General features: G+C 72.5%; 23 protein-coding genes. 3 read left to right on the forward strand and 20 right to left on the reverse strand.

Translation table 11 applies throughout. The annotated features are described in order from the left end of the window. Window positions 1-18 precede the first annotated feature (18 nt). From ACIOC0_RS09820 to ACIOC0_RS09915, 20 genes are all read right to left on the reverse strand, one after another. Window positions 19-273: a hypothetical protein gene (locus ACIOC0_RS09820; protein ID WP_402154166.1), complete on the reverse strand. Its 255-nt coding sequence runs from the start codon at window positions 271-273 to the stop codon at window positions 19-21. Then, entirely contained in the window at window positions 264-506 is a 243-nt protein-coding gene (locus ACIOC0_RS09825) for a hypothetical protein (protein ID WP_402154168.1), read from the reverse strand. Before ACIOC0_RS09825 ends, ACIOC0_RS09820 begins: the two co-directional genes overlap by 10 nt. Continuing rightward, on the reverse strand, window positions 503-1,402 hold the full coding sequence (locus ACIOC0_RS09830; protein ID WP_402154170.1) for a hypothetical protein: 900 nt from the start codon (window positions 1,400-1,402) through the stop codon (window positions 503-505). The genes ACIOC0_RS09825 and ACIOC0_RS09830 overlap by 4 nt, the downstream gene beginning before the upstream one ends. Beyond that, window positions 1,399-1,662: a hypothetical protein gene (locus tag ACIOC0_RS09835; RefSeq protein WP_402154172.1), complete on the reverse strand. Its 264-nt coding sequence runs from the start codon at window positions 1,660-1,662 to the stop codon at window positions 1,399-1,401. The genes ACIOC0_RS09830 and ACIOC0_RS09835 overlap by 4 nt, the downstream gene beginning before the upstream one ends. Then, window positions 1,659-1,859 carry a hypothetical protein gene (locus ACIOC0_RS09840; RefSeq protein WP_402154174.1) on the reverse strand — a complete coding sequence of 67 codons (201 nt, stop codon included), beginning with the start codon at window positions 1,857-1,859 and terminating at the stop codon, window positions 1,659-1,661. Before ACIOC0_RS09840 ends, ACIOC0_RS09835 begins: the two co-directional genes overlap by 4 nt. Next, window positions 1,856-1,993: a hypothetical protein gene (locus tag ACIOC0_RS09845; RefSeq protein ID WP_402154176.1), complete on the reverse strand. Its 138-nt coding sequence runs from the start codon at window positions 1,991-1,993 to the stop codon at window positions 1,856-1,858. Before ACIOC0_RS09845 ends, ACIOC0_RS09840 begins: the two co-directional genes overlap by 4 nt. Further along, window positions 1,990-2,718: a hypothetical protein gene (locus ACIOC0_RS09850; RefSeq protein ID WP_402154178.1), complete on the reverse strand. Its 729-nt coding sequence runs from the start codon at window positions 2,716-2,718 to the stop codon at window positions 1,990-1,992. The genes ACIOC0_RS09845 and ACIOC0_RS09850 overlap by 4 nt, the downstream gene beginning before the upstream one ends. Before the next feature lie 84 nt (window positions 2,719-2,802). Continuing rightward, window positions 2,803-3,297 carry a single-stranded DNA-binding protein gene (locus tag ACIOC0_RS09855; RefSeq protein ID WP_355717811.1) on the reverse strand — a complete coding sequence of 165 codons (495 nt, stop codon included), beginning with the start codon at window positions 3,295-3,297 and terminating at the stop codon, window positions 2,803-2,805. Then, entirely contained in the window at window positions 3,297-3,824 is a 528-nt protein-coding gene (locus ACIOC0_RS09860) for an HNH endonuclease signature motif containing protein (RefSeq protein ID WP_402154180.1), read from the reverse strand. Before ACIOC0_RS09860 ends, ACIOC0_RS09855 begins: the two co-directional genes overlap by 1 nt. Window positions 3,825-3,969: 145 nt before the next feature. Further along, entirely contained in the window at window positions 3,970-4,131 is a 162-nt protein-coding gene (locus tag ACIOC0_RS09865) for a hypothetical protein (RefSeq protein WP_402154182.1), read from the reverse strand. Continuing rightward, window positions 4,128-4,688, reverse strand: coding sequence for a hypothetical protein (locus tag ACIOC0_RS09870; protein ID WP_402154183.1), 561 nt, complete (start codon window positions 4,686-4,688; stop codon window positions 4,128-4,130). The genes ACIOC0_RS09865 and ACIOC0_RS09870 overlap by 4 nt, the downstream gene beginning before the upstream one ends. Next, complete coding sequence (locus ACIOC0_RS09875; protein ID WP_402154185.1) at window positions 4,685-5,374, reverse strand: cell surface glycoprotein; 690 nt, start codon at window positions 5,372-5,374, stop codon at window positions 4,685-4,687. The genes ACIOC0_RS09870 and ACIOC0_RS09875 overlap by 4 nt, the downstream gene beginning before the upstream one ends. After that, window positions 5,371-6,270 (reverse strand): hypothetical protein, encoded by a 900-nt coding sequence (locus ACIOC0_RS09880; protein WP_402154186.1) that lies wholly within the window; start codon window positions 6,268-6,270, stop codon window positions 5,371-5,373. Before ACIOC0_RS09880 ends, ACIOC0_RS09875 begins: the two co-directional genes overlap by 4 nt. 70 nt (window positions 6,271-6,340) lie before the next feature. After that, complete coding sequence (locus tag ACIOC0_RS09885) at window positions 6,341-6,556, reverse strand: hypothetical protein (RefSeq protein ID WP_402154187.1); 216 nt, start codon at window positions 6,554-6,556, stop codon at window positions 6,341-6,343. Continuing rightward, window positions 6,553-7,194 carry a hypothetical protein gene (locus tag ACIOC0_RS09890; protein ID WP_402154189.1) on the reverse strand — a complete coding sequence of 214 codons (642 nt, stop codon included), beginning with the start codon at window positions 7,192-7,194 and terminating at the stop codon, window positions 6,553-6,555. The genes ACIOC0_RS09885 and ACIOC0_RS09890 overlap by 4 nt, the downstream gene beginning before the upstream one ends. Further along, window positions 7,191-8,459 carry a recombinase RecT gene (locus tag ACIOC0_RS09895; RefSeq protein WP_402154191.1) on the reverse strand — a complete coding sequence of 423 codons (1,269 nt, stop codon included), beginning with the start codon at window positions 8,457-8,459 and terminating at the stop codon, window positions 7,191-7,193. The genes ACIOC0_RS09890 and ACIOC0_RS09895 overlap by 4 nt, the downstream gene beginning before the upstream one ends. Beyond that, window positions 8,456-8,836 (reverse strand): hypothetical protein, encoded by a 381-nt coding sequence (locus ACIOC0_RS09900; RefSeq protein ID WP_402154193.1) that lies wholly within the window; start codon window positions 8,834-8,836, stop codon window positions 8,456-8,458. Before ACIOC0_RS09900 ends, ACIOC0_RS09895 begins: the two co-directional genes overlap by 4 nt. Next, window positions 8,833-9,216, reverse strand: a complete 384-nt coding sequence (locus ACIOC0_RS09905) for a hypothetical protein (protein ID WP_402154195.1) — start codon at window positions 9,214-9,216, stop codon at window positions 8,833-8,835. The genes ACIOC0_RS09900 and ACIOC0_RS09905 overlap by 4 nt, the downstream gene beginning before the upstream one ends. Before the next feature lie 67 nt (window positions 9,217-9,283). Continuing rightward, entirely contained in the window at window positions 9,284-9,478 is a 195-nt protein-coding gene (locus ACIOC0_RS09910; RefSeq protein WP_402154197.1) for a hypothetical protein, read from the reverse strand. Next, window positions 9,475-9,702 (reverse strand): helix-turn-helix domain-containing protein, encoded by a 228-nt coding sequence (locus ACIOC0_RS09915; protein ID WP_402154199.1) that lies wholly within the window; start codon window positions 9,700-9,702, stop codon window positions 9,475-9,477. The genes ACIOC0_RS09910 and ACIOC0_RS09915 overlap by 4 nt, the downstream gene beginning before the upstream one ends. A gap of 255 nt (window positions 9,703-9,957) precedes the next feature. Between ACIOC0_RS09915 and ACIOC0_RS09920 the strand changes: the two genes are divergently transcribed. Genes ACIOC0_RS09920 through ACIOC0_RS09930 form a run of 3 tightly spaced genes read left to right on the forward strand, consistent with a single transcriptional unit; the run spans window position 9,958 to window position 12,481 of the window. After that, the gene (locus ACIOC0_RS09920; RefSeq protein WP_402154201.1) at window positions 9,958-10,416 is read left to right on the forward strand and encodes a helix-turn-helix domain-containing protein; all 459 of its coding nucleotides are present in this window, start codon (window positions 9,958-9,960) and stop codon (window positions 10,414-10,416) included. Further along, on the forward strand, window positions 10,413-10,847 hold the full coding sequence (locus ACIOC0_RS09925; protein ID WP_402154203.1) for a hypothetical protein: 435 nt from the start codon (window positions 10,413-10,415) through the stop codon (window positions 10,845-10,847). Before ACIOC0_RS09920 ends, ACIOC0_RS09925 begins: the two co-directional genes overlap by 4 nt. Then, window positions 10,844-12,481 (forward strand): recombinase family protein, encoded by a 1,638-nt coding sequence (locus ACIOC0_RS09930; protein WP_402154205.1) that lies wholly within the window; start codon window positions 10,844-10,846, stop codon window positions 12,479-12,481. Before ACIOC0_RS09925 ends, ACIOC0_RS09930 begins: the two co-directional genes overlap by 4 nt. The last annotated feature ends 31 nt before the right edge of the window (window positions 12,482-12,512 follow it).

A 12,512-nucleotide genomic window follows, 5' to 3' on the forward strand; every position in this document is an offset into this window, starting at 1 on the left:
TCGTGCTGCTCCTGGTGCTCAGTGCTGGCGGCGGCGGGGCGGCGGCCCGTAGGGGCTCTGCCATGCGGGGCGGTCGCGGCGGACGGGGCGGCCGTGGTCGTCGACGACGCCGGCCTCGCGTAGGTGCTGGGCGAGGCGGGCGAACTCCTCGGCCATGGCGCGGACTGCCGGGGCGACGGCCTCGCCCCACGCCCTGAGTGCGGCGCGCATCTGCTCGACGGCTGCTCGCACGCGCTCGGGGTCGACGGCCGGGGCCGGGGTCGTCACTCGCACGGGTCGGCGTCGACGACGACGGGGACGGGGACGACGCTCGACGGCGTGCGCGGTGCCTTCGGCGTCTTCGGGGTGCTGGGCGTCTTCGGGGTGACGACGCGCGGCGCGGGGGCCGGCGCCGGCCGGGGGACGACGACGGCGCACGCGGGCGAGGCGTTGCACGCGACGACGGCGGCGGCGCCGAGCACGACCAGGGCGGCGCCGGCGGCGACGGTGGTTCGGGCGGTGCTCATGCGGTGGTGTGCTCCTTGGCGAGGGCGTCGCGTACGGCGTCGGCCATGTCGTGGCGGCCGTCCTCATACGCGAGGGTGTTCGGGAGACCGAGACGCGGTCGGGGTTCGTCGGGCAGTGCGGCCCGGACGGCGGCGAGCTGCTGCTCGGCGGCCTGCATGGTGGCGAGGTCGGCGGCCATGGCGGCGCGGTCGGCCTTGCGGTCGCGGCGGGCGGCGAGCCATGCCGTCCGGTACCGGCCGGCCCGGTGTCGCTGCTCCCTGGCCTCCTCGGCGGCGGCCACGGTGTTGCGGCGGGCGGTGGCGAGGGCGATGTCGTGGTCGCGCTGCTGCTCGGCGAGGCGGGCCTCGGTCGAGTCGGCGCGGTCGAGGATGCGGCCGTGCATGCGGGCGGCGGTCGGTGACATGCCGTCGTGCTCGGCGACGACGGCGAGGGCTTCGCCGAGTGACTGAGCCTTGCGGACGCGGGCGAGGACGCCGAGCAACTGGTCGACGCGCTCGCACGCCCCGCGGTGCCGGCGGCGTACCTCGGCGAGGGTGGCCTCGACCGTGGCGAGCTGCTGCTCGGCGGCGGCTCGGTGGCTCTCGGCCTCGTTGCTGCACTGGTGCGCGGCGCGCGCTATCTCCTCGGCCTGCTCGGCGCGCTGCTCGGCCTCGCGTATGGCGGCGTCGGCTGCCTCGCGGTGCTTGGCGAGGGCGCGGGTTGTGCCGGCCATGGCGAGGCGGTTCTCGTCGGCGAGGCGCCGGTATTCGCCTACGTGCTCGGCGAGTAGTGCGGCCTCGGCCGGCGACAGGGCGCCCCGGTGCATTCGGGCGAGCAGGACGTCGACGACGCGGTCGCGGTCGGCGCGGTCGCGGTCGCGGCCCTCTGGGGGGCGGTGGTAAGGGCGGCGGGTCATGCGGTCTGCTGCTCCTTGGCGGCGGCCTCGGCCTTGGCGACGTCGGCGATCGTCTGCAAACGGGCGATGAACTGGTCGAGGTGGTCGAGGGGGATCGATGCGCCGGCCGGGCTGGTTCGGAAGTACACGCCGGGGCCCTGCTCGGGGATGAGCGACGCGGCGGCGAGCAACTGGTCGCCGTCGGGGTCGGTGTGCCGGTAACAGGGCGTGCCGTATGCGTCGGTCGCGTACTGCTCGGGTTCGGTCGGGGCGGTGCTCACTGCTCGGGCTCCGTGTCGTCGAGGGTGGGCTGTTCGGTCGGGGCGGGGCGCGGCTGCTGGGCGAGGCTGAACAGGGCTCCCTCGTGGGCCCGGGCGTCGGGCGGCTGCTGCTTGCGCCGGCACTTGGGCCCGTATCCGTCGGGCGAGGGTGCGCGGAGTGGGCGGCGGCACGCCCGACACGTCCGGGCCGGGGTCACTGCTCGCCGTCCTGCTGGCCGTGGTGGGCGCGGCCGGGCTCGCCGGACAGGGCCCACACGATCAGCCGTACGGCGGCGGCGAGCAGGACGACGGCGACGGCGAGGTTCGCCGCGACGGCGACGGCCGGGGTCACTGCTCGCTCTGCTCGTTCGCTGCGCTCTCGGCGAGGGCCTGCTCGTCGGCGAGGCCGTCGGCGTACGCGGTGACGATCTTCCGGGCGCCCTCGTATCCGGTGAGCAGGCCGCGAGTTGAGCGGGACAGCCCCCATCGGGTCCGGGTGGCGCGGTAGTGCGCCTCGACCAGGCCGGCGACCTGCCGGGCGTGCGCTTCGAGCAGGATTCGGGCGGCGGCGAGGGCCTGCTCGGGCGTGCGCGTCGCGGTGGTGTCGAGCAGGACGTCGCGGAGCGTGGCGAGGGTGGGGTCGCGGTCGTCGGCGTTGAACGCGAGGGCGTCGCGCACGTCGCCGGCGGTGAGCTGGTCGGGCTCCTCGACGGCCTGGTCGCCGTCGGGGGTCATGGCGGCGGCGACGTGGTCGAGCAGGGCGTCGAGGCCGGCGGGGCGCTGCGCCTTGGCCATGCCGCGGGCGAACCCTTCGGCGGCCTGGCGGCCGGCGGCGAGCATGCCCTCGGAGATCGGGGCGGGGGCGTCGTGCACGGGGCACGGGTGGCCGGTGGCGAGGGCGGTCTCGCAACGGCCGGCGGGGCTGTCGAGGCCGTCGGCGAGCTGGCGCAGTACGGACGCGGCGACGGGGCGGGGGAGGTTGCAAGTGATCTCGGCCGGGCCGTCGTTCGGGACGGCGACGATCAGACGGTGCGTGTCGAGGGAGGCAACGGCGACGGCGTCGGGAATGCGGGGCATGGGGTCGCTCCGGGGTGTCAGTGGTGGTCGGTACTCGCGTGCGCGCCCGCGCGTGAGCGGGCCCGCGTCCGGTCGCGGCGAGGCTTAGAACGGGGGCTCGGCGCTGTATCCCTGGGGGCGCTGCTGCTGGTTCCACGGGTCGCCCTGGGGGGCTCCGTAGCCGTTCTGCGGGGCCTGCTGGCCGTATCCCTGGGCGCGCTGCTGCTGGCCGTTCTGCTGGCCGTTCTTGGTGACCTGGGCGGTCGCGCGGAGTAGGGACGGGGCGACGTCGTCGGCCTGCACCTCATACGACGACTTGCGCTCGCCGTCCTTTTCGTACTGGCGCTGTCCCAGACGGCCGACGACGATCACGCGGTCGCCGCGGCTGATGGACTCGGCGACGTTCTCGGCCTGCTGGCGCCACACGCTGACGGACAGAAACAGGGTGTCGCCGTCCTTCCACTCGTTCGTGACGCGGTCGAACGTGCGGGGCGTCGAGGCGATACGGAAGTTCGCCACGGGGGCGCCGGACGGGGTGAATCGCAACTCGGGGTCGGCAACGACGTTGCCAACGACGGTGATCGGGGTCTCTCCGGCCATTAGGCGGCAGTCCTCTCGGGGGTCGTGCGGGTGGAGATCAGGGCGACGGGGGCGAGCTGGGGCTCGCGGGTGCGGCGGGCGCGGTCGCGGGCGCACACGCGGCACTTGCGCATCCCATGCGGGTGCGACGGGGGGTAGCTGACGTGCACGACGGCCGGGTCGGTGAGGTCGTGGCCGTTGACGCATCTGGTGCGGCGGGCGTTGACGGCCGACGGGCCGGTCGAGCGAAGAACGTTGGTGCGGTGGTCGACGGGGTCGAGGTGGTCGTCGGCGACGCATCGGCGGACGCTGCACAGGTGGTCGAGGTCGAGGCCGTCGGGGACGGGTCCGCGGGCCTGCTCGAACGCCCATCGGTGGGCGGAGACGTACCGGCCGTCAACCCAAAAGCGGCCGTATCCGTCGCGGTCGAGGGCGGTCTCGGGCCACAACGCGCATGGGGTGTCGGGGGTGTTGGGGCCGGCGGGGATGGGCCCGGGGGTCGTCTTGGCGGCGAACCGTTCGGCCGGCGTCGAGGTGGTGCGAGCCATCGGGGACGTACCTCCGGGGGATGTGCGGCGGCCTACGGGACGTGGGAGAGATCTTTCTCGACAGATACGTTTCTGCCGAGACAGAAAGTTAGCAGGTAGGGGGGCGCGGTGTCGCGGGGCGTACGCCCCCCCTGTCCTGCGGGGGTTAGGCGGCCTGCTGCTCGACCTGGTCGAGCGGGGCGAGCGTCCACCCCTGGTCGCGTAGCTCGGCGACGATCCGGGCGGCGAGGGCGGCCGGCTGCTCGACGCGGTCGCGCTGGGCGTCCTCGACGGCGGCCCGGACGACGGCGAGGGCGGCCGGGGTCATCGCTGCGCCCCCGTGATGTGCCGGGCGCGCTGCCGGTTCTCGGGCCGGACGATCGCCGGCGGCGACATGAGGGCCCGGGCGTCGCGGGCGGCCTCGGCGGCGAGGCGACGGCGGCGGGCGCCCTGTTCGGCCTGCTCGCGGGCGGCCTGTTCGGCGGCGCGGCGGTCGGCCTCGGCGCGGGCGTCCATCCGTGCAAGCCACGTGCGGTGACGGTCCTCGGCCTCTGGCCGGTACGCCGGCGGGGTCGGCGGGTGGCCGACGGCGGCGAGCTGCTGCTCGGCGTCGCGCTCGGCGAGCAGGGCGGCGCCGTCGACCTCGCGGAGCGTGCGCCACCGGTCCCACCCTTCGTGTTCCTGGAAGATCACGTATGCGCCCTTGTCGGCGAGCTCGGTCACCTTGCGGCGGGCCCGCTTCTTGTCCGACGTGCGGATCACGACCGGGGCGTCGGGGCGGTGGTCCCAACTGGCCTCGACGCGCCACGACGTGACGTTCTTCGTCCGGTCGGTCGGCACGGCCTTACGGCGGTGCTGGCGGGCCTGCTTCGGGGTCGGGCTCATGCTGCGCTCTCCTGGGCGTAGTGCCTGGCGGTGGCAAGTTCGGTGCGGGAGGGGTGCGGGGTGCTGCGCTGGGCGCGGCGGGCGTTGCGGCACGGGTCGCCGGCGGGGGCGAGGCAGTGCTCGTAAGGGCACGCGACGTCGAGGGCGTCGGGGAGGTTCGCGGCGGCGGCCTGCTCGCGCTGGGCGCGGCGCGGTCGGTGACGGGCGAGGGCCTGTTTCACGCTGGGGGGCATGTACTCGCCGAGTGCGGCGAGTCGGCGCTCGACCTGGGCGGCGGCCGGGCCCGCGGTGAGGGCGCGGTGCGTTACGGGCGCCTGCTGGCCGGCGGCGACGGCCTGGCGCTCGGCACGGAGTGCGGCGACATACGCGTCGCCGGTCTCGTCGTCGGGGTTGATCTCGGGGTGCGCGGTCGGCTCGAACGTGCCCACGTGCCGGCTCATCACATCGGCCTTATGGGTGTGCCACGGCCGGGAGATGTCCGACGGCTGGATGCGGTAGGGGTTGCGGGCGATGTAGTCGCGGGCGACGCGGGCGGCGTCCCACCCGTGCGCCTCGGCGGGTACGTCGCTGAGCAGGTCGCACCACTGGGCGAGCCGTTCGGCGGCGGCGGCCTGGTCGTCGAGGGCGAGCCGGGGGTCGAGCTTGACGACGTACGCAATCAGGGCGGCGACTTCGCGGGGGGTCACTGCTGGGCCTCCATGGCGGCGAGGGCTTCGGCGAGGTAGTCGGCGGACTGGGCGACGCGTCCGCGGGGCTGGGCGCGGTCGAGGGGGATCACGTTCGAGGCGGGCCGGGCCGGGGCGGCGGCCGGGACGGTGCCGGGCGCCGGGGCGGGCGGTAGGGCCTGCCACGCCCGCAGGAAGTAGCGGGCGTGGGCGACTCCGTTCCGGGCGCGCTGGGCGGCCTGCACGGCGGCGGCGGCGAGCATGTCGGGCCCGCTGCGCTTGATCAGGCTGTCGACGATGAACCACTCGGCCGGGGCGAGGGTCCATGCCGGGTAGATCTGGGCGGCCGTGATCTGGTCGACCAGGGGACGGGCGAACTCCGGGATCACTGCGACCTCGCGCCCGCGCTCCCTCACTCCTTCACTCACTCCCTCTATGGGTGAGTGATGGGGGCCGGAATCCGGCCCCATAGGGGGCCGAATCTCGGTCCCAAACAGGGTGTCGGGGATATCGGCGGGGGGACCGGACTCCGGCCCGGTAGAGGGGCCGGGATTCGGCCCGGTAGCGGGTAGGGGGCCGGATTCCGGCCCGGGGGTCGTCTCGGCTATGGGGCCGGATTCCGGCCCGGTAGCGCGGTAGGTACGGACGTACCCGACGGCCCCGGGGATCTTGTACCGGGTCGCGCGGCTGCCCTGGGCGGGCTCGTCCTCGATCAGTTCGCCACTGGCGAGGGCGGCGTCGACGGCGGCTCGCGTCGTCGAGCGGGACGCGGCGAGCCGGCGCATGAACTCGGCCGTACCCATGCGGGCGGTGGCGTCCGGCCCGGTGGTGGCGTCGGCGACGGCGAGCAGGACTAGGCGGGCGTTCCCGCGCGACTTCGCACGGGTCCACACCCAATCCATGGCGTCGAGGGTCACGGGGTGTCGCTCCTGTCGGGGGTGGGGCGCCCGGGGCGAGGGCGCGGTCGTCTCCTCGCCCCGGGGCTGATCACTGGGTCGTGCGGCGGCTGGTGCGGGCCGGCTGGTGCTCGTCGCACTTCCAGCCGTTCGGGTAGAAGCGGACGGGTACGGCTCCGCATCGGGGGTTGCCGTAGTCGCACACCTTCGGCGGCTTGTCCTCGCCGGCCGGGACCTCGACGGCGAGCTGTCCGGGCACGTCCGGGAAGCGTTCGGCGATCTTCTGTGCGACCTTGTCGCGGGTCACTCGGCACCACTCCCGGCGGCCTGCGGCGCGGCCGGGGCGAGGGCGGGCAGATGCTCGACCAGGGCGCCGGCTCGCCACGCGGCGGCGACCAGGGCGCGGCCGTCGGTCGGCTGGGCCTTGCTGCCTCGGGTGTAGGTGAGCCGGTGCGAGGCGGCCCTCGACGGCCTCAACTCGACGCCGGGCACCTCGTGCACCTCGCCCGTGCCGGGGTCGACGTACTTCGCGGTACCGGCCGCGGTCGCCTCGGCAAGCACCTTGCCGGCGAAACCGGGGCGCACGCTGGTGATCACCTGGGCGGGCACGAACTCGACGACGTGCTCGGTCGGGTAGTGGTCCCGAACCCACGCGCGGAACAACTCGGCGTCGACGACCTGGGCCTCGCGCTCGCCCCCCTGCCGGGACGACGAACCGACCTTCGTCCCGTCGGGGAGTAGTGCGTCGAACTTCGTCGTACCGCCGGCCTTGTACGCCCTGTCGAGCAGGTCGTCGGCGTCCTTCTTGGCGTCCTTGTAAGCGCTCTTGACCTCGTCGAGCAGGGCGCCGAGCACTGCCTGTCGGGTCACGGCGTCGCGGACCTTGACCGGGTCGGGCGCGGCCGGCTTGCCCTCGGTCTGCTCGGGGGTGGGCTGCTCGGTCATCGGGCGCCCCCGTTCTCGATCATGGCGCGGAACGCGTCGAGCTGGGCGGCCGGGGCCTGCTCGATCGGCACCCCGTAGACGCGCTCGAAATCGGCGTCGAGGGTGGGGAGGCTCGCGCGCGAGGCGGCGAGCCTGAGCGCGTTCTCGGCCTCGGCGGCTGCCTGCTCGGCGGTGGCGACGCCGGCGGGTATCGCTGCTTCGGCGGCGACCGCGTCAGAAACCGAGTGCGGCGTCGGTCCGGCCGGCGTGCCCTGCTCGGCGGGCGTCGACTGCTCCTCGCCCCCGCCGGCCTGCTGCTTGGCGCCCGGCTTGGTGGCGCCGATGGCGGCGAGACGGGCGAGGTGGTCGGGGTGCGCGCCCCGGGCCTGAGCCGCGGCGTGCAGCTCGCGCACGGGGCCGACGGTCTCGGCGGCGTGCGCGTCGCGGAGTTCGGCGAGGCACGTCATGTACTCCGCGGGGGCGCCGGCGGCCTGGGCGTCGCCGATGATGGCGGCGAGCTGGTCGGCGTCGGCCGTCTCGGCGGCCTCGGCGAGGTAGTCACGCGGCGGCACGGTCGGCTCGGTCGGCGCGGTCGGCGGGCCGTTCGGCGTCGACTGCACGACGGTCACGCCCTGCTGCATGGGCGGGGCGTCGACACGCTCGACGACGACCGGGTTCCCCTCCTGGTCGACGACGGCCCCTAGTTCCTCGGGCGTGTAGATGGCGCCGTGCAGCACTTCGGGGCACGCGATACGTACGGCCTCGGCGATCGCACGGGCCCGCAGCATCGCCCGGGGGAACTTCTCCCACGGCTGCGGCTGGTTCTTCTGGTCGCGGGCGTACGGGCGGCCGTCGCGGAGCGTGCACAGACCCGCGATTACCGCGTCGTCGAGGGTCCACTCGATTACGGTCTCGTCGTCGGGGTCGTCGTGGCGCATGATGCGCACCTCGCACCGGGTGCGCTCCGACTTGATCCGTACGCGGTGACCGGCGTTGCGGGCGCGGCCGAGCATGAGGTCGGCCGACTGGCACGGCTTGCCCTTGATCACGTGAATGGTCGTGATCGTCGTCACGACGTCGAGGCCGAGTGCCCGGCCGTACTCCATCGCCCACAGGACCGATGCGGGCTGCTTGCGGTAGGCGTCGGGCAGTAGAGGCGTGTTGGCCAGGGACTCGCAGAACTGCCACGCCTCATACGGGGACATGTGGGAGAGGGACAGGGCGCCCCCGCGGGCCGGGGCGACGGCGGCCGGGGCGTGGGCGGTGGGGAGGGTGGTCACGGTCACGGGCGGGCGTTCCTGTTCTGTGCGGTGCGGTGGCGAATGTGGGCGGCGGCCCGGGTGATGCGGCCGGCGAGGCTGATCGCGTCGTCGGGGTCGAGCAGGGGGTCGACGGCGGCGGCGGCCGGGCAGTCGTCGAGCAGGGCCTCGCGGGTGGCGTCGGCCTCGGCGGCGCGCATGGCGCGTTCGTAGTCGGTGGCGTCGCCGCTGCACGCGATGTAGTCGAGGGCGACGACGCTCGCGGCGTGGGCGGCGAGCAGGCGGCCGACGGCGTCGGGGTCCTGGGCGTACGCGAGGGCCAGTTCGTCGAGCAGGGGGTCGACGTGCTCGGCAAGCGGGAGGCGGACGGCGAGGCCGTCGGCGCTGAGCTGGGGGCGGATCACTGGCGGGCCTCCGGCGCGGTGTCGAGGCCGAGCTCGGCCGGGGCGATCGGCTCGTCGACGGCGAGGACGCCGGTAGCGGCGTCGTACGTGCGGGCGCGGCTCCAATCGGCGCCCGGGAACGCTCGATCGAGCAGGCCGTAAGCGGCGCTGCGCTGCTCGCGCGTCGTCGGCAGGACGCTGCCGGACCTCGAAAACAGGACAACCAGCCTGGTTTCGCGGCCGAAATGTGTCGTCGGCGCGGTGTGCACGCGGACCGTGCCGGCGGCGATCGCGTCGAGCTGGCGGGCGACGGTGGCGACGAATCGGGTACGGCGGCGGGCGGCCTGGGCGCCCTTGATGGCGAGGACGACGCGGGGTGTCTGGATACGCTGGGAGTTCACGATCGGTGCCTTTCTGGGCGGTCGTGTGGGCCGTTCCGGGTCGCGTCCGGGGCGGCCCTTTTCGTGTTCAGGCCGCGTTGCGGCGGGGGGTCTGCTCGGCGGCGCGGCGGGCCTGCTCGCGTTCGAGGCGGCGGCAGATCAGTTCGTGCTCAGGGGAGAGGCGGCCGGCGGCGCGGTCGCGGGCGATGCGGACGCGGGCGCGGTCAAGTACGGCGCGGGCGGCGGCGATTGCCTGGTCGCGGGGGATGACGTCGCCGGTCATGCGGCGGCCTCGGCGGAGCGGGTGTAGAGGGTCGACGCGGAGATACCGACGATGTCGGCGACGCGGTCGGCGTGGTCGCCGCGGGGGGCGCCTACGCCGTTCCAAATGCGCCACGCGGTGGGCACAGACAGGCCGGCCTCGCGGGCGAGGGCGGAGGGGGTGTCGATGCCGCGCATGCGGGCGGCGGTGTGCAACAGGGCGCGGTCGTACATGAGTAAGCGCATACCTTTCTGTCTCGGCAGCTACCTGCCAGGACAGAAAGTAACACCTTTCTTTCAAGTTCGAAAGTTGAGGGGTGTTCACAGATCCGAAACACGCGTTGACAGGCCGTGACAGGACATATGAGAATCGGTCACGCGTACGAACCGGAGCGTCGGTTTCGGCGCAAAGCCGCACGCCAAGGGGGGGCGAAGTGGGACGAAACGCCATGTCTGAAAGGTGGCGTGTCCATCGAATGGACCGTGCGCTAGTTTTCAACCATGAAAAACAGCAAGCGCGATACAACCAACGATGCCGCTCGTGCGTCTGCCGAGTTCGGCAGGTGGCTTACCCAGCGGCTCGAAGCCAAGGGCTACAACCTGTCGGGACCCCGCAGCGGCGGCCGAACAGCGTTCGCCGAAGACTCCGGCATTAGTCCATCGACAGTCACCCGCCTGCTAAGGGGCGAGATGCCCACCGATACCCGCATCCTGCGGACGCTCGCCGAGTCGATCGACGTCCCTTATCCCGAGGTGCTGGTACGCGCCGGCGTCATGACTCCCGATGAACTGGCAGCCATCCAAGAGCGACGCCCCGCACCCGGGCGACGCATGACCCCCGAAGAGGCCGCCGACGAACTCGGCATCACAGACCCCGCGGAACGCAAGGTGTTCGTGAACATGACGCAGACCCTTAGCCGTTCCGCACCCAATGACGGCGAACACAAACTCGCCGATTGATCGACAAGCACGGAGGACACCCGCACATGTCACACCTCGCCCGACGCCTCTACGTCCCGTCGGTTACCGCCGTTGCTCTTGGTTTCTGCATTGCGGCGCTGGGAGTCCTCCTCAACCACATGCCTATGCATCACTTCGGCCTGCTCGTCACGGTCGGAGCTATCCCACCCCTTTGCTACTCACTGACCAACCGCGCCACGCAGAACAGCGACGACCAGCTCGCCGAGACGCACCGCGCCGGCTACCAACTCGCACTCCAGCACGTACACATGGGACTCCTCGACTCGCCGGCCGCACCGCCGGACGGGGGCGAGGGCGTCGAGGAAGAAGACACGCAAGGGATGTCGATCATCCGTAGCGAAGATCTTCCCGACAACGTGCGGCCGATCCGGTCGCGCGAAGACGAAGAGGACGACTGGAAAGCGGTATGACACCAGCGGAAACACCCGCAACATTCCACGGCTCACCGACTGATGAGGACGGCGAGCCGTGGCTCGCATACATCCGCGTCAGCACATGGAAAGAGGAGAAGATCAGTCCCGAGCTGCAACGGGACGCAATCAGCCATTGGGCCAAGCGCACCGGGCGCCGTATCGTCGGATGGATCGAAGATCTCGACGTGTCCGGTCGCCACTTCAAACGCAAGATCATGCAGTGCATCGAGCGTGTCGAGGGCGGCGAGGCGCGCGGCGTCGCCGTCTGGCGCTACTCCCGGTTCGGCCGGGACCGCACAGGCAACGCGATCAACCTCGCCCGACTCCAGCAGGCTGGCGGCGAACTGGAGTCGGCGACCGAACCGGTCGACGCCTCGACCGCCATCGGTCGGTTTCAGCGCGGCATGATCTTGGAGTTCGCAGCGTTCGAGTCCGACCGCGCCGGGGAGCAGTGGAAGGAGACGCACGACCACCGGCGCTACAAGCTGCACCTGCCCGCGAGCGGGCGCCGGCGCTTCGGCTACATCTGGCACCGCCGATACGACCCCGCCACGGGGAAAGTGCAGAAAGAGCGGTACGAACCCGAACCCGTGATCGGGCCGTTCGTCGCCGACCTGTACCGCGACTACGTCGCCGGTACCGGCTTCAGCGCACTGTGCGGCAGGCTCAACCGCGCCGGACACCGCACCACTCAGGGACGGGTCTGGCAGACCGAGACCCTGTCCCGCTACATGGACAGCGGATTTGCGGCGGGGTTGCTGATCGTGCACGACCCCGAATGCCGGTGCCGGAAGACCGACGGCCATTGCCGAAACCGCGTCTACATCCAGGGGGCCCAAGAGGAACTGATCGACTTTGACCTGTGGCAGCGCTACCGGCAGCGCAGGAAGGAAGTCGCCGAGACCGTACCGCGCTCTCGTGAGGGCATCTACGAACTGACCAGCCTGGTCAAGTGCTCCCATTGCCGCAAGGGAACCAGCCTGAACACGGCACGCCGCGAGGGGCGCAACGTACCGGGGTTCGCCTACCGGTGCAGCCTGCGAGCGAAGTCGGGCGCGACTGCGTGCACGGGCATCCTCATTGATCGGCTTGACGTCGAAGAGGAGGTGTTCAAATGGTTGAAGCGCGAGGCCGCTGACGACATAGACGCGGCCCCGCCGACCGAGACCGAGTCACCCGAGCGCAACCTCGCCGCGGAGCAGGCCGCCAACATCGCAGCGCGCGCCCGAGCACAGGCCGAGGTCGACAAACAGCGCCAGGCGCTCGCGCGGCTCCGCGCCGAGCGCGCGGCGAACCCGGACGACTTTGGGCCGGGCGAGTACGAAGAGGCCGCCGACCTGATCCGTAAGAAGCGGGCCGAGGCACAGACGCTACTCGACAGCATTCCGGAGGCGGAGCCGCTACCGGACCGAGGCGAGTTCGTGCCGTTGGCGGTCGGGACGGTCAAGGAGTGGCCGGCCCTCGAAACGCGCGAGCGGAACGCGATGCTTCGGAAGCTGATCAGACGAGTAGCGATCACCCGGCACGGCCCCGGAACTGAGAACCACACGATAGAGATTCACCCCGTGTGGGAGCCGGACCCGTGGCCGGAGCCGCCCCCCACGACAAGGAAAGAACCAGCCGACAGCTAGTGACATACCGCGTGGTATGTGTGCATGCTCT

It is taken from the genome of Streptomyces sp. NPDC088254 (assembly GCF_044740925.1).
Lineage (GTDB): Bacteria > Actinomycetota > Actinomycetes > Streptomycetales > Streptomycetaceae > Streptomyces.